Here is an 18,783-nt window from a genome sequence, read left to right as displayed (position 1 = left end):
GCCCATGCTGTGGCGTTCCCACAATCTAGGCAGCGGCGCGCGCAATCACAGGAGGGTTTTCACACAGCCTCGCTGCAGAGCTGCCCTCCGATTCGCAGCTAAACCCTTGCGGGCACGCACCACGGCCACGGCTACTGAGCCTCAGCCGTCCAGCCGCATCCTGACTGCCGCCACCAGCGGCGCGATGGCCGAGGGCGGGAAGGGCGACACGCTGCTGACGTTGATCTCGCACAGCACATGGCTGTCGGGTGCCTCGCCGAACATGAAGTCGCAGTCCCACAGCAGGGGCAATTGCTCGCGCGCGAGGCCCACGCGCTCGCGCAGCAGTTCCACCCAGCCTCCGTCCAGCCGCTCGCGCAAGGCCTGGAACCGGGGCAGGTCGGCGGGGTGGTAGACCCGCGTCGTCGTGGCGGGCGGCGGCCCGCCGGCCTCGCCCGGGTGCAGCGCATTGATGGCCTGGTGGCCGAAGCCAGCCACGCGGTCGCCCACGAGGTAGGCCCTCACCATGCCGTCCACCAGTCGCGCTTGCCAGGCCTGGTCGATCATGTGGCCGCCGGCCTCGGGCTCGAAATAAGGCGCCAGGCGCTGCTGCAGATCTGCCATGGCCAGCAGCTCCTCTTCGGCGCCGCGCTGGGCATGCCGCACCTTCATGCGCGAGGAGTCCGGCATGGCCTCGACGCGCCAGACGCCGTTGCCGCTCTGGCCCCGGTACTGCTTGAGCACGCGCGCGCCGCGTTGCAGCCGCTGCGGCAGCCCGGCTGCCAGCTCGTCCAGGCTGTCCACACGCAGCGCATCGCTGCCGAAGGGCAGGTCGCTCACCTCCACCAGCACGTCCTTGGTGCCCAGCCGGAGGATGGCGTCCGGGTGCGCGCTGACGAGGACGCCGGCCGCGGCCGCCTCACGCAGCAATGCGTCCAGCCGGTCACGCCGCCGCCCGCCCTCGATGGGGTTGCACCAGACGAGCACGGCCTGCACGTGCCGCAATTGGGCCGCCACCTCGTCCCCGAAGTCGTCGTTGTAGATGGCGGGCTCGGCCGCCACGCCCGCGGCCTGGAAGGCGTCGAAGAGCGCCATGAAGCGGCTCTGCGCCGGGTCGTTGCGGTCGCGCGCGGCGCGGTCGCCCGGGTAGAGCAAGGCGATGCGGGGCTGGCCTGCCATGGTGCTCACCCGGCCGGCTTGGCGATGACCGCCCGGCCGGCCGCGGCCCAGCCATCGATGCCGCCGCTCAGGAAGCGCGCGTTGCGGCCCGCGGCCCGCAGCCGCAGGGCCGTGGACCGCCCCACCTCATGGCCATACACGCAGTAGACGACCACGGGCTTGTCGGCAGGCAGCCCGGCGGCCCAGCGGTCCACCTCGGCCGGATCGCACCAGCGTGCACCCGGGATCATGGACGCGGCCTGAGCGAAGGCGCCCTGGCGCCTGACGTCGAGCACCGTGGCGCCCGCCAGCGCGTCGGCATCCGTCGCCAGCGACTCGCTGGCGGCATGCACCGCCGCCTGGTAGCACTCGTAGACGTGGGCCCAGTTGATGTTGCCCATGAAGGCGTCGACATAGGCAGCGGCCGCCGCACCGTGGTCCAGGTGGTAGGCGTGCTCGTACATGTCCAAGGCGAGGATGGGCACGCCACCCGCGACCGCATGGGTGTGGTCGGCCGCCCACTGGTTCACCAGCGTGCCCTCGCGCGGCTGGAAGACCAGCAGCATCCAGCCCGAGCCACCGCCCAGGGCCTTGGCGCAGGCCACGAACTCTTCGCGCCAGCGCTCGACGCTGCCGAAGTTGGCGTCCAGGGCCAGTTGCATGGCCGGCGCCATCGTGACACCGTCGCCGCCCAGGCCGGCGAAGTAGAGCTCGTGCAGCAGCACCGAGTTGGTGGCAATCAGCTCCTCGCGCTTCAGGCCGTTGAGCTGGAAGCCTGGCGCCTGGCCGAAGGGCATGCTGGCGAGCTGCGCGCGAATGGCGTTGAGCCGCCTGGCGGCGCCGGCGTAGTTGTTCTGGTGGTGGCTGACGATGAGCTGCTCGGACAGGCCGCGCAGGCCGGCGGGGTCGAAGGGCAAGGGAAGCGTCTGCAAGTCCATGGAGGCTCCTGGGGAGTCAGGGGTGGGCAAGCGGGTGCAGCACCAGCCCGGCGAGGGCTGCCACGGCCACGACGACGGGCTCGGGCAGTTTCTTGAAGCGCCACAGCACGGCGACGGTGACGAGGGACAACCCGGCCGTCGCCACGTCGCTGATGGAGCGCTGGCCGATGACGATGACGGCGCCGGTGATGGCCCCGATGGCGGCCGCCGTCACGCCGTCCACGAAGGCCACGATGCCGGGGCGCTTGCCATGCTTCTTGAAGTAGGGTGCCGGCAGGATGGTGAAGAGGTAGCAGGGGATGAAGGTGCCCGCCGCGGCGACGACCGCACCCCAGAAGCCGGACACGAGGAAGCCGATGAAGCCCGTCGTGATGACGACCGGCCCGGGTGTGATCATGGCGACGGCGACGGCATCGACGAACTGCCGGTCGCTCAGCCAGTGGTACTCCTGCACCACGCCGCCGTAGAGGAAGGGCACGATGGCCAGGCCGCTGCCGAACACGAAGCTGCCCGCATAGGCGAAGTAGGCGCCGACCTGGCCGAGCTTGTGCCAGTCCAGGCTGTCCATCGCGAAGAAGGCCGCCAGCGGCGCCGCGACGCCGTTGATCTGGCCGCGGGAGAACCACTTCGGCGGCGCACGCAGCAGCCAGACCAGCACGCCGGCGCCCAGGAAGACCCAGATCACCTCGGACTTGGTGATGACCGTCACCGCGGCGCTGACCGCGAAGATGGCCCACAGCAGCTTGTCCTTGCCGATGTTCTTCGTCGTCAGCTTGAAGGCGCTCATCGCGATGATGCCGACCACCGCGGCCCCGACGCCGTAGAACACGGCCTGCATCCAGGCGATGCCGCCGAAGGCGGTGTAGGCCGCGCCGATGGCGACCACCATCAGGAAGGACGGCAGCACGAAGGCGACGCCGACCAGCGTGGCGCCGAGCACGCGGTAGTGCACGTAGCCGAGGTAGATCGCGAGCTGGGCCGCCAGCGGCCCCGGCATCAACTGGGCCAGGGCCATGCCTTCCTTGTAGTCGCCCTCGGAGATCCAGCCGCGCTTCTCGACCAGGTCACGGTACATATAGCCCACCAGGGCCACCGGGCCGCCGAAGCCCCAGCTGCCCAGGGCCAGCATGTAGCGCACCAGCTGCCAGACGGTGTAGCGGGGCAGCGCGGGCGTGTCGGCGGGGGCGTCGCTCATCGGGCGGCCTTGTTGTTGCCAGCGGCGTCGCGCTGGAAGTGGGCGTAGAGCGAATCCAGCACCGTGCTCATCTCGGCCAGCAGCGCGTCGTCGTCGGTCAGGCGCTCGCGGGCACCGGACATCACGGCCTCGAAGCCGATCGCCTCGGGCACCGGCTCGCCGCCCACGTCCAGCACGTGGACCATGGCGGCGAGGCGCATCAACGCCGCGTCTGCCTCCAGGCCGAAGCTGGCCATCAGCGTCTCGAAGCTCACGCGGTTGCCGACGTGGGTGAAGGCCGCGCCGTCGAAGTCGAAACCCAGCGCCCGCTTGGGGCAGTCCGAGGGCTTGACCAGCCACTGGAAGCGGGCCTCCTTGTCGATGAATCGACGGATCAGCCAGGCGCTCGCGACGCGGTCCACCCACAGCCGGCGGCGCGTGGCCCAGACGCGGCCCTGGTAGTCGGCCAGTTCCAGCCGCGGGACGCGGCCCTCGGTCTCCTGCGGCTCATCGGGTGACAGCAGGCTCTCGATGCGCTTGTTGAAGTCCACCCAGGCCGCCTGGGCCTCCACGGCGGCCTCGCCGGGGAAGAAGTCGATGGCCCGCAGCGCATCGAATTCGCGCTGCTGCTTGCGCTGCAGGCGGGTCAGCTCGGCGGGGCTCAACGCGGCGAGGCCGGCATGGGCCTCCTTCCAGGCTTTGCGCAGCTCGGCGTAATCCTCGTGGCGGTCGAAGAGCTGGCGCCAGGCCTGGGTCTCGCCCGTGTTGCGGGGCTGCACGGCCATCAGCCAGGCGCTGCCGCCTTCGCGCTGGCACTCGTCGGCGAGTGACCGCAGCGCCTGTTCCCGCTCGTTGTCGGCGGGCAGCAGATAGGCGCCGTCGCGCATGGCCGCGCAGCCCAGCGCCTTGAGCCCGCGCCAGAGGCGCATGCGGGCGGTGGCGCCCGAGGTCGGCAGGGAGACGACCAGCAGCAACCAGGGCTCGTTCGACTGATTCATGTAGAGAACGATACATCAATGTAGCGTTCAATACAAATTTGAAGCGACAGGCACGCGGGAATCCGGCCGGAACAAGTCCGGCACGTGTTGGAACGATGGAGTCACGCGGTCCCCGGCGCCCGGGCACGCCCTTGCCTGCTGGCGGGCAATGAGGTCCGACGTGGGGTTGGCCGCTTCCCGCGGCACGCCCGTCAGACCCAGCCGGCTTCGACCACCAGGCGTGCGTCCAACCGGCCAGCCAGGTTGATGGCACGCAGGAAGAGCTTGAGCTGCTGCACCGCCTCGGACGGCACCTGCGGCTCGGCGCCGGACTTGGCCAGACCCAGCAGCCGGGTATAGAGCTGGGCCTGCTCCGGGCTGATGGATTCAACGGCGGCCAGCATCTGCAGCAGCTGGCTGGAGGTGATCCGCGTCTTGGCGCCGAACCAGCCGCCCCACTTCCTGACGGCGGCCTCCCTGCTTTCAAACATGCGCGAGCTCGCACGCTGAGCCTCGACCGGCGCGCCATCGATGCCGAGGTCGGCGAGGTGCTGCAGCAACTGGACCAGGTTGGCGTCCTTGGCGTCATCGGGCAGACGCGCCAGCAGCCAGTCCTCGGCCTCCTTGCGGATGGGCGTGTCCACCTTGCCGATGCAGCCGAAGGAGCGTCCCGAGACGTTGGCCGGACAACCCTTGCATTCGCCATCCAGTTCGCTGAGCGGCGCGATCATTTCCTGCAGCCGGCCGACCGTCACCTGGGTCTGGATGACAGTGCCATCGGGGCGCTTGACGGCGACTTCCACCGTGCACTTGGTGATCAGCGTCTCTTCGTCGGCGTGTGGGAACTTGTCGCGGAACTGGGCGACGGCGACCTCGGCGCTGCCGGCGTGCCTGACCATGGATCGCAGCTTCACCTCCGGCGTGTGCCGGCGAGCCGAACAGGGCTTTTGCAGCGCGAAATCGATGGCCATCAACAACCCTCCGTGGCTCGTTGGCCTTGTTTTATGGAAGTTTCGATGAAGGTACCTGATTTCGCCCCCCGCATGCAGGTGGTTGCAAGCGGCGCGAAAGCCCTCGCTGCCGGCTTCGCAAATACCCTGAGCCGTTCAGACCCGCAGCAGCGGGTCGTCCAGGGCCTGGGCAGCGGCCTTGGCGCGCTGCTTCTCGGCTTTGTCAGCGGCGCAGGCCTGCACGAACTCGCGCGACGCGCCGCCCAGGCCCGCCAGCAGGCGCAGGCCCAGCTTGCCCACGCTCGGCGCGCGGGCTCCGTGTTCGGGGATGCGATGCCAGGCGGCCTCGGTCAACGACCGCCAGACGGCAGCCAGGGCCTCGTCGGCGATGCCGCGGTCAGCCCAGCTCCACAGCAGCAGGCCGAGCAGCAGGCTCTCGCTGTCTTCGCCCAGCACGGCGCCGACACCGCGGCGCATGCGCGTGGTGGCCCATTCGGTCTTGCCGCCGTGGCGCTCGAAGGCACGCAGGCGCTCCAACACCCAGTTCTGCCAGGCAGCGCGGTATTCGCCGGGCAGCGCCTGCACCTGGGCGCGCAAGGCCGTCAGCGCCCGCGGCTTGGCCTCGACGCCGGACTCGGTCCAGCCCTGCAACACGGGTTCGAGTGCCGCACGCAGCGGCGGCGCCACCTGCTCCCAGGCGGCCAGCGCCGGTCCGCCCCAGTCGTCGGCCTCGCAATGCACGGGCAACCGGCCGGTGACGGGGTCGCGGCGCAACCAGCGGTGCCAGGCGCGCACGGCGGCCTTGTCGTCTGGGCCCAGCGATTGCTCGGGATAGGCGGCCAGGCGGGCCAGCGTGGCCGGCGTGTCGCGCACGGCGACCTGGGCCTGGTAGGTGGTCTGCTGCTCCAGCAAGGAGGCGTAGTTGAACGCGTTGGGGTCCAGCGGCCGGCTGTAGCGGGCATCCAGGGCCTGTTCCAGGGCTTCGTGTCGAGCGGGCATCAGCGCGGCGAGGCCTCGCAGCCAGCTTTCCATGCCGCCGCGCAGCACGGCGCCCTGCGGTTGCTTGGCCAGCCACTGGGCCAGCCTGGCGAAGCCCCAGGGGTATTGGGCGGTCACCATGTCCTGCTGCAGACGGGTCTGCAAGGCCCGCAGGATCTCGAACAGCGCCGGCAGTTGCCGGGGCGACTCGAGTATCGGCAGCAGGGCCTGCAACAGCACGCTCACCGCGTGGTCGGGCTCGAATTCCCCGGGCTTGTGGCGGATCGGATCCCGCTCGGTCTGCGCTTCCCGGGTCGCCAAGCCCTGCAGCAGCGCCAGCAGCACCGCCTCCCGCCCCGCGGCGTCCAGCGCCGCCACACGCACGCCACCCGGGAGATCGGTCAGCGGCTGGGGATCGTCGCGCCAACGCGCCCGCCACTCGGCCAGCCAGGCGTCGGCCAGCAGCGCCGGGTCGGGCCGTGCGTCCAGTTGGGACGTCAGCTCGGCGGCCCGGGCGGCATGGCGTGCATCCTCGGCAGCCTCCTCGGCCTCGCGGCGCAAGGTCCAGTTGTCCTTCTTCGGCGGCGTGCCAGGTGCCGGCAGGGCGGAGCAGTCCACGCCGGCCGGCTCCAGCCAGTCCCGCAAGCTCTTGATATAGCCCGGCTGCGCCGAAGCCCAACTCTCGCCGCGAGCCCTCAACAACCGCGCTGCGCCGGCGCTGTCGCCCAGGGTCATGGCCGCGGCAAGACGCGCACCGGGCTCCACCGTGGCGACCGAGCCATCGAAGTCCCGCACCGCCGCCACCGAGGCATGGCGGCTCAACCACGGCAGGGCATGCTGCTCCACCGCCGCAATCAGCGCGTCCGCCAGCGTGGGCAGGTCCTCGTCGGCGGCGATCTTGATCTCCGAGCCGGCCAGCCGGTGGCCTTCGGGCATGAAGTTCTGCAGGCGCTCGCGCAGCTGGCCATACTCCTCCCCGACCTTGTCCAGCAACTCCTGCAGCCATTGCTTGCCTGGGCGCGCGGCCTCCACGCGCTGGATGGCCGGGAACTGCAGCGCCACGTTCACATAGAACTCGCCCTTGGCGCCCGAATTCCACTCGCCGGACTGGAAGTTGATGATCTGCCAGTGCTGGTCCAGCCCCTCGCCGGCCTCGCGAAGCAGGTTGCGGGCCTTGCGCTTGAAGCCTTGCGGCGCCAGCGCCTGGCCCAGGCGCTTGGCCAGGTAGTCGATCTTCAGGCCGACCTTGTCATCCGGGCCGGGGCAGGCCAGTTCCTTTGCCATCGTCGTCCTCCGTGAGACCTCATCGTGCCACGGAGGTGCTGCGGCTAGCGCCCCGCCAGCAGCGTCGCCACCTCGGCGGCCGACCTCACGCCCAGCTTGGCAAAGACCCGCGCCCGGTGCACTTCCACGGTGCGCACCGACACGTTCAGCTCGTCGGCGATGACCTTGTTCAGCTTGCCGGCCGCCACCCGCGACATCACCTCGCGTTCACGCTCGGTCAGGCTGGCCAGGCGCGCGCTGCGCTCGGCGGCCTGGGCGCCCTCGGCCTGCATGGCGGCGTCGACGGCCAGGGCCTGCTCGAGGCGGTCGGCCAGGGCGTTGTCGCTGTAGGGCTTCTCGAGGAAGTCGAAGGCGCCCTTCTTCAAGGCCTCGACGACCATGGGGATGTCGCCATGGCCGGTCAGGAAGAGCACCGGGTTCTTGAGCCGCCGCGCCAGCAGCTCGTCGTGCAGGCGGGTGCCGCTCATGGGCTCCATGCGCACGTCGAGCAGGAAGACACCCCTGGGGGCCGGCTCGCGGTCCAGCATCTCCAGCAGGGCCGGGCCGCCATCGAAGGCGCGCACGTTGAGGCCGCGCGAGCGCAGCAGGAAGGCGAGCGCGTCGCGCACGCCGGGGTCGTCGTCGACCAGATGGACCGCACCGTCAGCCATGGACGACCTCCCTGCTCAGCGGCAGGCTGAAGGAGAACAGCGCGCCGCCGCCCGGCGCTTCGCTGGCGTCGAGCACGCCCTGGTGGGCCTCGACGATGGAACGGCAGATCGCCAGGCCCATGCCCATGCCTTCGGCCTTGGTGGAATAGAAGGGGGCGCAGAGCTGCTCGACGCGGCGGCCCTGCAGGCCGGGGCCGTTGTCCTGCACGTCGATGCGCACAAACTCGCCGACGACGCGGCTGCTGACGTCGATGCGGCGGCCGCTCTCGCGCGCCTGCAGCGCATCGGCGGCGTTGCGCACCAGGTTGATGACGACCTGCTCGATGAGGACGGCGTCGGCCAGCACGGCGGGCACGCCGGGTGCGAGCGAGACCTTGAGGGCGACACTGCGGTGCTGGCAGTCGCGCTGCAGCAGCTCCTGCGCCGCGCCGACGACTTCGTTGAGGTCGCAGCGCTCGTGGCGGGGCTCGCGGCGCGTCAGGAACTCGCGGATGCGGGCGACGATGCGGCCCGCGTGCGTGGCCTGCTGGCCCAGGCGCTGCAGCGCGCCGAGCACGAGCTCGTCCTGCACGCCGAGCTTGGCCAGGGAGTTGGTGATGCCAGCGCCATAGCTGGCGATGGCCGTCAGCGGCTGGTTGAGCTCGTGGGCCAGCGTGGAGGCGATCTCCCCCAGCATGGTCAGGCGGGCGTTGTGGGCCAGGGTCTCGACCTGGCGGCGCTCACGGTCCTCGAGGCGCCGGCGCTCGGTGATGTCGATGATGCTGCCCATCCAGCCGATCTGGCGGCCGCCGGCATCCACCAGCGGCGACTCGAACACCATCACGTCGACCATGCGGCCTGAACTGTGGCGCCAGCGCGCCTCGTAGCCCTCGCGCGGCGCCTGGCCCGCGAGGTTGCGGCGGTTGCGCTCGGCCATCTCCTCATGCGCATCCGGCGGCCAGTAAGGCATGGGCGGCAGTTGGCCGACCAGGGCTTCGGCCGGCAGGCCCACCATGTCGCAGAAGGTGCGATTGACGTAGAGCAGCCGGCCATCGAAGTCGCGGGCGCGCAGCGCGACGAGGGCCGAGTCTTCCATCGCACGCCGCCAGGCCGCCTCGGTGCGGCCGGCCACCTCGGCACGCTGCACGTGGCGCATCTGGCGGCGCAGCAGCCAGCTGGCCACGGCGATCAGCGGCAGGAAGCCGGCGACCAGCACCCAGGCCAGCGGACGGATGGCGTTGACGGCCGGGTCGCGCAGCGTCAGCTCCAGGGCCGCATCGGTCAGCGTGGCCTGGGTCAGCGGGCTGGCGCGCAGCGGGCCGGTCAGCGCGACGCGGTAGCTCGGCCTCTCGCCCTGGGCGGCGCGCAGCGGCGATTCGGTCGTGGATGCGATGACCTGGTCGGCGCTGTCCACCAGCTGCACGTCGTATTTGCGCGCCAGCCACCAGGGCACGCCGCGCTTGAGCAGCAGGGCCGGCGCATAACGCACCACCAGCACGCCATCGGGCGCGACGCGGGCCGTCAGGTGCAGGGACAGGCCGTCCTCGTAGCGATTCGCCTCGGATTCGGCCGGCACCTCGGCCAGCACGCGGTTGCTGCGCGAGTCCAGCCAGGTCACGGCCAGCCACAGACGACGCAGGCCGGCATTGACCTCGGGGTGGGCGGCCAGCGTCGCCTCGCTGGGCTTCTGGCCCGCCAACCCGGCGGCGAGCTGGCGCACATGGGCCTGCTCCTCGTCGATGCGGTCGCGCAGCTGGGCCTCGGTGCTGAGGGCATCGGAGATCAGGGTCTGGCGCTGCTGCTCCTGCTCCTCGGCCTCGTTGGCGCGCACCCAGCCGAGCACACCCAGCACAAAAACCAGGGATAACCCGAGGGGCGCCAGCCACAGGCTGCGGGTCAGGAGCTCGCGCATCTGCATGGCTCGCAGTCTATGGAGCCGGAAGGCCGCGCGAAATGTGGAACTCCACAACTTTCCGCCGGCGGGTCGGCTCGGAAGAATCACGGCCATACCCACTATTCCATCTGGAGACATCCCATGACCTTGCGTCGTCTCGTCCTCGCTGCCGCCCTGGCACTCCCCTTCGCCTCCTTCGCCCAGGCGCCCATCGTCATCAAGTTCAGCCACGTCGTGGCGCCCGACACGCCCAAGGGCAAGGGCGCCCAGCGCTTCAAGGAACTGGCCGAGCAGAAGACCGGCGGCAAGGTCAAGGTCGAGCTGTATCCGAACAGCCAGCTCTACAAGGACAAGGAAGAAATGGAAGCCCTGCAGCTGGGCTCCGTGCAGATGCTGGCCCCGTCGCTGGCCAAGTTCGGCCCGCTGGGCGTCAAGGAATTCGAGGTCTTCGACCTGCCCTTCCTGTTCAAGGACACCGATTCCTTCCGCGCCGTCACCGACGGGCAGCTCGGTGCCGACCTGTTCAAGAAGCTGGAACCCAAGGGCATCAAGGGCCTGGCCTACTGGGACAACGGCTTCCACATCATGAGCGCCAACAAGCCGCTGCACAACGTGGCGGACTTCAAGGGCATGAAGATGCGCATCCAGTCCAGCAAGGTGCTGGACGCGCAGATGCGCGCCCTCGGCGCCATCCCGCAGGTGATGGCCTTCTCCGAGCTCTACCAGGCCCTGCAGACCGGCGTCGTGGACGGCACCGAAGGCGTGCCGAGCAACTTCTACACCCAGAAGATCTTCGAAGTGCAGAAGCACATGACCATGTCCAACCACGGCCACCTGGCCTATGCGGTCATCGTCAACAAGAAGTTCTGGGACGGCCTGCCCGCCGACATCCGCACCCAGCTGGAAGCGGCCATCAAGGAAGCCACCACCTACGCCAACGCCATCGCCAGCACCGAGAACGGCCGCGCGCTGGAAGGCATCAAGGCCAGCGGCCGCGTGACCATCTACACGCCGACGCCGGCCGAGACCAATGAGTGGAAGAAGGCGCTGATGCCCGTCCACAAGGAAATGGAAGGCCGCGTCGGCAAGGCCACCATCGAAGCGGCCTACAAGGCGGCCGGCTTCGTCGCTCCGAAGTAAATCCACCCGCCGTCGAAGGCCATGCCGTGTGAAGCCTGCAGGTTCCGACCTCAGGCTGGCACGGCTTCGCCGCTGACAGGAGAACAACAATGTTGAACAAAGTGCTCGACCATCTGGAGGAGTGGCTCATCTCCACCCTGATGGCGGCGGCGACGCTGATCATCTTCTTCGCCGTCATCCACCGCTATCTGGCCGGTGTGCCCTACATCCAGGACTATGTGCTCAAGCTCGACGTGAGCTGGGCTCAGACCCTGTGCACCATCCTCTTCGTCTGGATGTGCAAGTTCGGCGCGGCTTATGGGGTGCGCACCGGCATCCACGTCGGCGTGGACGTCGTCATCAACCGCATGGCGCCCAAGAACCGCGGCCGCTTCGTCATCTTCGGCCTGATGGCCGGCGCCTTCTTCACCGCCGTGATCGCCATGCTCGGCGCCGTCTTCGTCTGGAAGAACGGCGCCCACTACGCCTTCCTCGACCTGATCGGCCAGGTCAGCGACGACGTGCCCGAGGGGCCGACGGACCCCGACCTGGAATGGCACACCTGGATCATCTACCTCGCCATCCCGCTGGGCTCGGCGCTGATGAGCTATCGCTTCATCCAGGTCTGCGTCGCCTTCTGGAAGACCGGCGAGCTGCCCAAGCATGACGAATCCCACGTCGAGGGCGTGGACGAACAGACTCCGCTCGAAGTGGAGGCCCGCAAATGAACGCACTCATCATCTTCAGCCTGCTGCTGGCGCTGATGCTGACCGGCATGCCGATCAGCATCTCGCTGGGCCTGACGGTGCTGACCTTCATCTTCACGATGACCGACGTGCCGGCCATGGAAGTGGCGCACAAGCTGTTCACCGGCATCGAGAAGTGGGAGATCATGGCCGTCCCCTTCTTCATCCTGGCCGGCAACTTCCTGACCCACGGCGGCGTGGCGCGCCGGATGATCAACTTCGCGACGTCGATGGTGGGGCATTTCCACGGCGGCCTGGCGCTGGCATCCATCCTGGCCTGCTCGATGTTCGCCCTGGTCTGCGGCTCGTCGGTCGCCACCGTCGTCGCCATCGGCTCCATCGTGCTGCCCGCCATGGTGGCCCACGGCTACCCGATGCGCTTCGGCGCCGGCGTCATCATCACCGCCGGCTCCCTCGGCATCCTGATGCTGCCATCGATCCCCAAAGTCATCTACGCCATCTCGACCAACACCTCCATCGGTGCGCTGTTCGTCGCCGGCCTGCTGCCCGGCATCGTGCTGGCGCTGATGCTGGCGGCAGTGACGTGGTGGATCGCCCGCAAGAACAACTACCCGCGCCTGGCCCGGGCCGGCTGGGGCGCGCGCTTCACCGCCTTCCGCAAGAGCTTCTGGGGACTGCTGCTCGTCGTCATCATCGTCGGCGGCATCTGGTCGGGCGCCTTCACGGCGACCGAAGCCGCGGCGATGGCAGCGGTCTACTCCTTCTTCGTGGCCATCTTCGTCTACAAGGACCTGAAGCTGAAGGACGTGCCCAAGGTGCTGAGGGACTCGGCCAACATGTCCGCGATGCTGCTCTACATCATCACGAACGCGGTGCTGTTCTCCTTCGTGCTGACCAACGAGAACCTGCCTCACCAGCTGGCCGACTGGCTGCTGTCGATGAACCTGGGCCAGAACGGCTTCCTGTTCGTCGTCAACCTCGTGCTGCTGGGCGCCGGCAACTTCATGGACCCCTCGTCCATCATCCTGATCATGGCGCCCATCTTCTTCCCGGCCGCCATGCAGCTGGGCGTCAACCCGGTGCACTTCGGCATCCTGATCGACGTCAACATGGAAGTGGGCCTGTGCCACCCGCCGGTGGGCTTGAACCTGTACGTGGCCTCCGGCATCAGCAAGCTCGGCATCACGGAGCTGACCAAGGCCGTCATGCCCTGGCTGCTGACGATGATCGTCTTCCTCGTCATCGTGACCTACTGGCCGTGGCTGACGCTGGTGGTACCGAAAATGATGGGAATGCTCTAAAAGCAGCCGGCGACCGCGATGAACCCACTCCTCTTCGGCCTGGCCTTCGCGGTCGTCGCCCTGCTGGTCTACATGGGCCGCTACAGCGGCCGCGTGCGGGCCGAAGAGAGCCGGCTCATTGCCGTGCCGCCTGAAGATGTCTACCGGCGCGTGGCCGACCTCGCGCAATGGCAGGCCTGGAACCCCTGGCTGGAGCATGCGCGCGGCGCCCGCACTGAGGCCGATGGCATCGCGCTGGCCTGGGACGTGCCCGAGGTCGGGCGCGGCAGCGTGCGCCAGACCGGCCAGACGCCCTCCCGCGCCCTGCGCCAGCGCCTGGACTTCGCCCTGCCCTTTGCCTACCGCGGCCGCTCGGACTGGCGCTTCGAGCCCGCACCGGGCGGCACGAAAGTGACCTGGCGCTTCAAGGGCCGCGTCGCCTTCACGCTGCGCGCCTTCGCCGCCACCGTGCAGGGCGCCACGGCCCTGGACCTGCGCTTCGGCCTGGACCGCCTGGCCCAGCTGCTGGAAGGCGGGGCGCCGGCCTACACGCTGGACTACACCGGCGTGCACGAGCAACCCGCCCGCCGCCTTGCCCAGGCGTCGCACAAGGGCTCGCTGGACAAGCTGGCGGCCGAGCTGCCGCCGCGCATCGCCGAGCGGCGCGCCCAGCTGGGTGCCACCGGCCCGGCCATCGTCCACTACCTGAAGACCCACCTCAAGCTGCGCACCGTCGACTGCCGCATCGGCTTCGAACTGCCCGCCGGCGCCACCGTGCCGGACGGCTTCACGCTGAACGAGCAACCGGCCCACAGCGCCTATGCGCTGCGCTTCGACGGCCCGCCCGAGGCGCTGGAGCTGGCCTGGTACCAGGCCATGCAGCGCCTGCGCGTCGAGCAGCGCCAGCCGCATCCGCAGCTGCCGCCCAGCGCCGTCTACCTCGGCGAATCGGCACCCGGCCGGCGCGGCATCGTCGAACTGCATCTGCCCCTGAAGGCATGACGGCACGCTAATTGCACTGCCCTGGGGCATGAACACGCCCCCGTTTGCCCTCCCGGGCCTGCGCGTGCTGCTGGCGGACGCCGGCCAGCGCCGCAGCCCCGTCATCCGCCTGGAGCTGATCCGGCTGCGCTGCCAGCTCGTCGACGTCATCGACCTCGTCGCCCAGCCCGACGCGCTGCCGGCGGCCCTGGAGCGCCTGGCGCCCGAGCTGTTGCTGATCGACTGCGAGCAGCCCGCGCCCGAGCTGCTGGCCCAGCTCGGCGAGTCCCTGCAGCGCCAGCCCCGCCCCGTGCTGCTCGTCGCCGAGCAGATGACGGCCGAACAGATGCGCGCCGCCCTGAATGCCGGCATCAGCACCCTGCAGCTGGCCGGCCTGCCGCCCCAGCGCCTGGGCGCCCTGCTGCAACTGGCCCTGGCCCGCTTCGAGCACGACCAGAGCCTGCAGCGCGACCTGCGCCAGACCCAGACCCAGCTGGCCGAACGCAAGCTGGTCGAGCGCGCCCGCGGCATCCTGATGCGCGAGCAGGGCCTGGACGAGCAGGCGGCCTTCCAGCGCCTGCGCCAGATCGCCATGGACGGCGGCCAGACCCTGGCGGCCGTGGCCACGCGCCTGATTGATGCAGACCAGCTCTTGCGCACACGCTGAGGGCGCCGCGCACCAACACGCAATTCGCATCCATGCACCGGACCGGCGCAAACCGCCCGCCGCGGCGCCAGCCATGCGCCAAGCGCGTGCAAACCGGGCAAGACGGCGGCTCGAAGAAGCTGGCACGCAACCTGCGTTAACCCCATCGAGGCCTGCAATGGCGCAGGCCTCTCGGGCCGGCCGGCTGATGAATCGGCCGGCACTTTGGGACAACGGCGTCCGACCTCTCCTATTGCGTCTTCGCTGCAGAAGTGCGGCGCAGGCGGAGCGTGGCTGCGACGCCTTGCGCCCGGCATGACTCAGGAGCCCGTGATGACCGCCAGCGACAACTCGACCGCCACGCCCCACCCGCAACGCCGCAGCGTGCTTGCTGCGGCAGCCGCCCTGCCCTTCGCGGCCCTGGCGGGCGGGGCGTGGGCCCAGGGATCAGACAAGCCCGAGAAGGAAGAGGTCAAGATCGGCTTCATCCCGCTGACCGACTGCGCCAGCGTCGTCATGGCCGCGGTACTGGGCTTCGACAAGAAGTACGGCGTCAAGATCGTCCCCAGCAAGGAAGCCTCCTGGGCCGGCGTGCGCGACAAGCTCGTCAACGGCGAGCTCGACATGTCGCATGTGCTCTACGGCCTGATCTACGGCGTGCACCTGGGCACGGCCGGCCCCAAGAAGGACATGGCCGTGCTGATGTCCATCAACAACAACGGCCAGGCCATCAGCCTGTCCAAGGCCCTCGCCGACAAGGGTGCCGTGGACGGCCCGTCGCTGGCCAAGGTGATGGCCGCCAACCCGCGCGAATACAGCTTCGCGGGCACCTTCCCCACCGGCACGCATGCGATGTGGATGCACTACTGGCTGGCCGCCGCCGGCATCAACCCGCTGTCGGGCGCCAAGCTCATCACCGTGCCGCCGCCGCAGATGGTGGCCAATATGCGCGTCGGCAACATGGACGGTTTCTGCGTCGGCGAGCCCTGGAACCACCGCGCCATCATGGACGGCATCGGCATCACGGCCAACACGACGCAGGACATCTGGCAGGACCATCCGGAGAAGGTGCTGGGCACGACCGCTGAGTTCGTCCAGAAGTACCCCAACACCTGCCGCGCCGTCATGATGGCCGTGCTGGAGGCCAGCCGCTGGATCGATGCCAGCCTGTCCAACAAGCTCAAGATGGCCGAGACGGTGGCGCAGAAGAGCTACATCAACACCGGTGTCGATGCCATCAATCAGCGCATCCTGGGCCGCTACCAGAACGGCCTGGGCAAGACCTGGGACGACCCCAATCACATGAAGTTCTTCAACGACGGGGCGGTCAACTACCCCTATCTGTCCGATGGCATGTGGTTCCTGACCCAGCACAAGCGCTGGGGCCTGCTCAAGGCCCACCCTGACTACCTCGCCGTCGCCAAACAGATCAACCAGACGGCGCTCTACAAGCAGGCCGCGGGGGCCCTGGGAATCAGTGTGCCCAAGAGCGACTTCCGCACAGCCAAGCTGATGGACGGCGTGGTCTGGGATGGCAAGGACCCGGCGAAGTACGCCGACAGCTTCAAGATCAAGGCGTAAGAATCATGGTCTCCGCAGTCTTCCACTCGCCCAGCGACAACGTCGCCCCCACCCCGGCCGTCACTCCCCTGAGCGTCAGCCGGCCCGCCATGGCCACCAATGAGGCCGCGGCACCCAAGGCCAAGCCCCAACGCGCTCCCATCGACTGGCGCGCCATCGCGCTGCGCGTGCTGCCACCGGTCATCAGCATCGCGCTGCTCATCGGCCTGTGGGGGCTGGCCACCATGAAGGGCGGCAGCTTCCCCACGCCGGCCGCCACCTTCGATGCCGCCGTCAAGCTGTTCGCCGATCCCTTCTACCGCAACGGCCCCAACGACCAGGGCATCGGCTGGAACATCCTGAACTCGCTGGGTCGCGTCGGCATGGGTTTCGGCCTGGCCGCCATCGTCGGCATTCCGCTGGGCTTCATCATCGGGCGCTTCGAGTTCGCCAACCGCATGGTGTCGCCGCTGATCGCGCTGCTCAAGCCGGTCTCGCCGCTGGCCTGGCTGCCCATCGGCCTGCTGGCCTTCAAGAGCGCCAACCCGGCGGCCATCTGGACCATCTTCATCTGCTCGATCTGGCCCATGGTGGTGAACACCGCCGTCGGCGTGCAGCGCGTGCCCACCGACTACCTCAACGTCGCCCGCGTCCTCAAGCTCAGCGAGTGGAAGGTCATCACCCGCATCCTGCTGCCCGCGGTGCTGCCCTATGTGCTGACCGGCGTGCGCCTGAGCGTGGGCACGGCCTGGCTGGTCATCGTCGCGGCCGAGATGCTGACCGGCGGCGTCGGCATCGGCTTCTGGGTCTGGGACGAGTGGAACAACCTCAACGTCGCCCACATCCTCATCGCCATCTTCGTCATCGGCACCGTCGGGCTGCTGCTCGAATGGGCGCTGATCTCCCTCGCCAAGCACTTCACCTTTGAAGGAGATTGATGCCATGAAGGCTTTCATCCAGGTCCAGGACGCCGAGATGGTGTTCACGACACGCAAGGGCCGCTTCCATGCGCTGCAGAACGTCAACCTCGACGTGCAGCGCGGCGAGTTCATCACGCTGATCGGTCATTCGGGCTGCGGCAAGTCGACCCTGCTCAACCTCATCGCCGGCCTGCTGCAGCCGACCTCGGGCGCGCTGATCTGCGACGGCCGCGAAATCGCCGCCCCCGGCCCCGAGCGCGCCGTCGTCTTCCAGAACCACTCGCTGCTGCCCTGGCTGTCCTGCCTGGACAACGTGCTGCTGGCCGTCGAGTCCGTCTTCGGCGGCAAGGAGAGCACGGCCCAGCTCAAGGTGCGCGCCCGCGCCGCGCTGGAACTGGTGGGCATGAGCCATGCGCTGCACAAGCGGCCGCACGAGATCTCGGGCGGCATGAAGCAGCGCGTCGGCATTGCCCGCGCCCTGGCCATGGAGCCCAAGGTGCTGCTGATGGACGAACCCTTCGGCGCCCTGGACGCGCTGACCCGCGCCAAGCTGCAGGACGAGCTGCTGAAGATCGTCGCGCGCACCCAGAGCACCGTCGTCATGGTCACCCACGACGTCGACGAGGCGGTGCTGCTGAGCGACCGCATCGTCATGATGACCAACGGACCCGCCGCCACCATTGGCGAGATCCTCGAGGTGGGCATCCCGCGGCCACGCGTGCGCGTCGAGCTGGCGGAGGACGCTCGCTATGTGGCGGCGCGCAAGGAGGTCATCGACTTCCTGTACACGCGGCATGCGCATGTGGAGCAGGCAGCGTGAGCTGAAGCTCCGCCCAAGCGCGCCTTGGGCGGTCCTGCAGGCCATGTGGCTGCAAGCGCAATACACCACCGTTCAATGTGTCTGGCCTCGACAGGCTAGGCCTTGGTCGTGAATGTGGTGGGAGCGTGCTTCAGGCTGGAAGCGGTCAGCCGCGGCTATCCGATACTTCCTATCAGTATCTAGCTAGATAGGTGGCTTCCGTTGCCTGACACCCTGTGGACGTACTTCGTTGAAGGTTCCCTTGAACAAGGAGGCCGCCCCGTCTCACCGAGTCACACTATTGTCGAGTCGGGGGTTCGTGAGGAAGGGTCACCTTTCAACCTCAATGGAATAGGCGGCGGTGCCGAGGCAGATGCCCAGGGCAACTTCCGCACTTGGTTCGTTACGGATGGGGCTGCCTCGCCCATTCGGAACCCGCAATCGGTCTCGGTATTCGTTCGGGTTGCGCTGGGGAAGTGGAAGCCAATAGTTGTGGCGGTCTCTGAGTCGAACGTTGTTTCTCAGTCTGATCGAGAGATGCAGTTGTCGGTGGGGCGTGTGGTTCTCCCCGACGGCATGACGCTCTACGTGCCTGGGACATAACAGGCCGCTGGAGCTGACGCGTGACCGATACCGTGCCAAGCTCAACCGGCGGCGTGCGCGCCGCTCAGTTCAACTGTTGAGCGCAGCTGTCGGGCTTCGCACTCTGAGAAGCGACGGACCGCTCCCGCTGGAGGCTGTGTGAAAACCCTCCTGTGATTGCGCGCGCCGCTGCCTAGATTGTGGGAACGCCACAGCATGGGCTGCCGC

16 protein-coding genes are annotated in these 18,783 nt (G+C 68.7%); 8 read left to right on the top strand and 8 right to left on the bottom strand.

Annotation, left to right across the window (positions count from 1 at the left end; translation table 11 throughout):
* Window positions 1-141 precede the first annotated feature (141 nt).
* The 8 genes from AC3WOE_RS30060 to AC3WOE_RS30025 form a co-directional block, all read right to left on the bottom strand.
* Entirely contained in the window at window positions 142-1,158 is a 1,017-nt protein-coding gene (locus tag AC3WOE_RS30060) for a Cj0069 family protein (protein WP_492696128.1), read from the bottom strand.
* A 5-nt stretch (window positions 1,159-1,163) separates the two neighbouring features.
* Entirely contained in the window at window positions 1,164-2,075 is a 912-nt protein-coding gene (locus AC3WOE_RS30055; RefSeq protein WP_492696126.1) for a Fe-Mn family superoxide dismutase, read from the bottom strand.
* A gap of 16 nt (window positions 2,076-2,091) precedes the next feature.
* Window positions 2,092-3,270 carry a chromate transporter gene (locus AC3WOE_RS30050; protein WP_492696124.1) on the bottom strand — a complete coding sequence of 393 codons (1,179 nt, stop codon included), beginning with the start codon at window positions 3,268-3,270 and terminating at the stop codon, window positions 2,092-2,094.
* Window positions 3,267-4,247: a chromate resistance protein ChrB domain-containing protein gene (locus AC3WOE_RS30045; protein WP_492696121.1), complete on the bottom strand. Its 981-nt coding sequence runs from the start codon at window positions 4,245-4,247 to the stop codon at window positions 3,267-3,269. The genes AC3WOE_RS30050 and AC3WOE_RS30045 overlap by 4 nt, the downstream gene beginning before the upstream one ends.
* A 191-nt stretch (window positions 4,248-4,438) precedes the next feature.
* A complete protein-coding gene (locus AC3WOE_RS30040; protein WP_492696119.1) occupies window positions 4,439-5,197 on the bottom strand; it encodes a hypothetical protein in 759 nt (252 codons plus the stop codon).
* A 135-nt stretch (window positions 5,198-5,332) separates the two neighbouring features.
* Window positions 5,333-7,438: a DUF4304 domain-containing protein gene (locus AC3WOE_RS30035; RefSeq protein WP_492696116.1), complete on the bottom strand. Its 2,106-nt coding sequence runs from the start codon at window positions 7,436-7,438 to the stop codon at window positions 5,333-5,335.
* Between the two features lie 44 nt (window positions 7,439-7,482).
* Entirely contained in the window at window positions 7,483-8,088 is a 606-nt protein-coding gene (locus tag AC3WOE_RS30030; protein ID WP_492696114.1) for a response regulator transcription factor, read from the bottom strand.
* On the bottom strand, window positions 8,081-9,985 hold the full coding sequence (locus tag AC3WOE_RS30025; protein ID WP_492696112.1) for a sensor histidine kinase: 1,905 nt from the start codon (window positions 9,983-9,985) through the stop codon (window positions 8,081-8,083). The genes AC3WOE_RS30030 and AC3WOE_RS30025 overlap by 8 nt, the downstream gene beginning before the upstream one ends.
* A gap of 117 nt (window positions 9,986-10,102) precedes the next feature.
* On the opposite strand from AC3WOE_RS30025, the gene AC3WOE_RS30020 reads away from it, so the two are divergent.
* The 8 genes from AC3WOE_RS30020 to AC3WOE_RS29985 all read left to right on the top strand — a co-directional run bounded on the left by AC3WOE_RS30020 (window position 10,103) and on the right by AC3WOE_RS29985 (window position 17,994).
* Window positions 10,103-11,101, top strand: coding sequence for a TRAP transporter substrate-binding protein (locus AC3WOE_RS30020; protein ID WP_492696110.1), 999 nt, complete (start codon window positions 10,103-10,105; stop codon window positions 11,099-11,101).
* Between the two features lie 89 nt (window positions 11,102-11,190).
* A complete protein-coding gene (locus AC3WOE_RS30015) occupies window positions 11,191-11,808 on the top strand; it encodes a TRAP transporter small permease (RefSeq protein ID WP_492696108.1) in 618 nt (205 codons plus the stop codon).
* Complete coding sequence (locus AC3WOE_RS30010; protein ID WP_492696106.1) at window positions 11,805-13,088, top strand: TRAP transporter large permease; 1,284 nt, start codon at window positions 11,805-11,807, stop codon at window positions 13,086-13,088. The genes AC3WOE_RS30015 and AC3WOE_RS30010 overlap by 4 nt, the downstream gene beginning before the upstream one ends.
* An 18-nt stretch (window positions 13,089-13,106) precedes the next feature.
* Window positions 13,107-14,069 (top strand): SRPBCC family protein, encoded by a 963-nt coding sequence (locus AC3WOE_RS30005; protein ID WP_492696105.1) that lies wholly within the window; start codon window positions 13,107-13,109, stop codon window positions 14,067-14,069.
* 28 nt (window positions 14,070-14,097) lie between these two features.
* Window positions 14,098-14,715 carry an ANTAR domain-containing response regulator gene (locus AC3WOE_RS30000; protein ID WP_492696103.1) on the top strand — a complete coding sequence of 206 codons (618 nt, stop codon included), beginning with the start codon at window positions 14,098-14,100 and terminating at the stop codon, window positions 14,713-14,715.
* A 312-nt stretch (window positions 14,716-15,027) separates the two neighbouring features.
* Window positions 15,028-16,275 carry a CmpA/NrtA family ABC transporter substrate-binding protein gene (locus AC3WOE_RS29995; protein WP_492696101.1) on the top strand — a complete coding sequence of 416 codons (1,248 nt, stop codon included), beginning with the start codon at window positions 15,028-15,030 and terminating at the stop codon, window positions 16,273-16,275.
* A gap of 5 nt (window positions 16,276-16,280) precedes the next feature.
* Window positions 16,281-17,192, top strand: coding sequence for a nitrate ABC transporter permease (ntrB, locus tag AC3WOE_RS29990; protein ID WP_492696099.1), 912 nt, complete (start codon window positions 16,281-16,283; stop codon window positions 17,190-17,192).
* A 4-nt stretch (window positions 17,193-17,196) separates the two neighbouring features.
* A complete protein-coding gene (locus AC3WOE_RS29985; RefSeq protein ID WP_492696097.1) occupies window positions 17,197-17,994 on the top strand; it encodes an ABC transporter ATP-binding protein in 798 nt (265 codons plus the stop codon).
* Window positions 17,995-18,783: the final 789 nt, after the last annotated feature.

The organism is Roseateles sp. FW305-36, assembly GCF_058787015.1.
This window is presented reverse-complemented; position numbering and strand designations above follow the sequence as displayed.

Coding starts and splice junctions, on each gene's coding strand:
- AC3WOE_RS29995 (WP_492696101.1), top strand. CDS start 15,028: ATGACCGCCAGCGACAACTCGACCGCCACGCCCCACCCGCAACGCCGC.
- AC3WOE_RS30010 (WP_492696106.1), top strand. CDS start 11,805: ATGAACGCACTCATCATCTTCAGCCTGCTGCTGGCGCTGATGCTGACC.
- AC3WOE_RS30005 (WP_492696105.1), top strand. CDS start 13,107: ATGAACCCACTCCTCTTCGGCCTGGCCTTCGCGGTCGTCGCCCTGCTG.
- AC3WOE_RS30045 (WP_492696121.1), bottom strand. CDS start 4,247: ATGAATCAGTCGAACGAGCCCTGGTTGCTGCTGGTCGTCTCCCTGCCG.
- AC3WOE_RS30060 (WP_492696128.1), bottom strand. CDS start 1,158: ATGGCAGGCCAGCCCCGCATCGCCTTGCTCTACCCGGGCGACCGCGCC.
- AC3WOE_RS30050 (WP_492696124.1), bottom strand. CDS start 3,270: ATGAGCGACGCCCCCGCCGACACGCCCGCGCTGCCCCGCTACACCGTC.
- AC3WOE_RS30000 (WP_492696103.1), top strand. CDS start 14,098: ATGAACACGCCCCCGTTTGCCCTCCCGGGCCTGCGCGTGCTGCTGGCG.
- AC3WOE_RS29985 (WP_492696097.1), top strand. CDS start 17,197: ATGAAGGCTTTCATCCAGGTCCAGGACGCCGAGATGGTGTTCACGACA.
- AC3WOE_RS30030 (WP_492696114.1), bottom strand. CDS start 8,088: ATGGCTGACGGTGCGGTCCATCTGGTCGACGACGACCCCGGCGTGCGC.
- AC3WOE_RS30040 (WP_492696119.1), bottom strand. CDS start 5,197: ATGGCCATCGATTTCGCGCTGCAAAAGCCCTGTTCGGCTCGCCGGCAC.
- AC3WOE_RS30020 (WP_492696110.1), top strand. CDS start 10,103: ATGACCTTGCGTCGTCTCGTCCTCGCTGCCGCCCTGGCACTCCCCTTC.
- AC3WOE_RS30015 (WP_492696108.1), top strand. CDS start 11,191: ATGTTGAACAAAGTGCTCGACCATCTGGAGGAGTGGCTCATCTCCACC.
- AC3WOE_RS30025 (WP_492696112.1), bottom strand. CDS start 9,985: ATGCAGATGCGCGAGCTCCTGACCCGCAGCCTGTGGCTGGCGCCCCTC.
- AC3WOE_RS30055 (WP_492696126.1), bottom strand. CDS start 2,075: ATGGACTTGCAGACGCTTCCCTTGCCCTTCGACCCCGCCGGCCTGCGC.
- AC3WOE_RS30035 (WP_492696116.1), bottom strand. CDS start 7,438: ATGGCAAAGGAACTGGCCTGCCCCGGCCCGGATGACAAGGTCGGCCTG.
- ntrB (WP_492696099.1), top strand. CDS start 16,281: ATGGTCTCCGCAGTCTTCCACTCGCCCAGCGACAACGTCGCCCCCACC.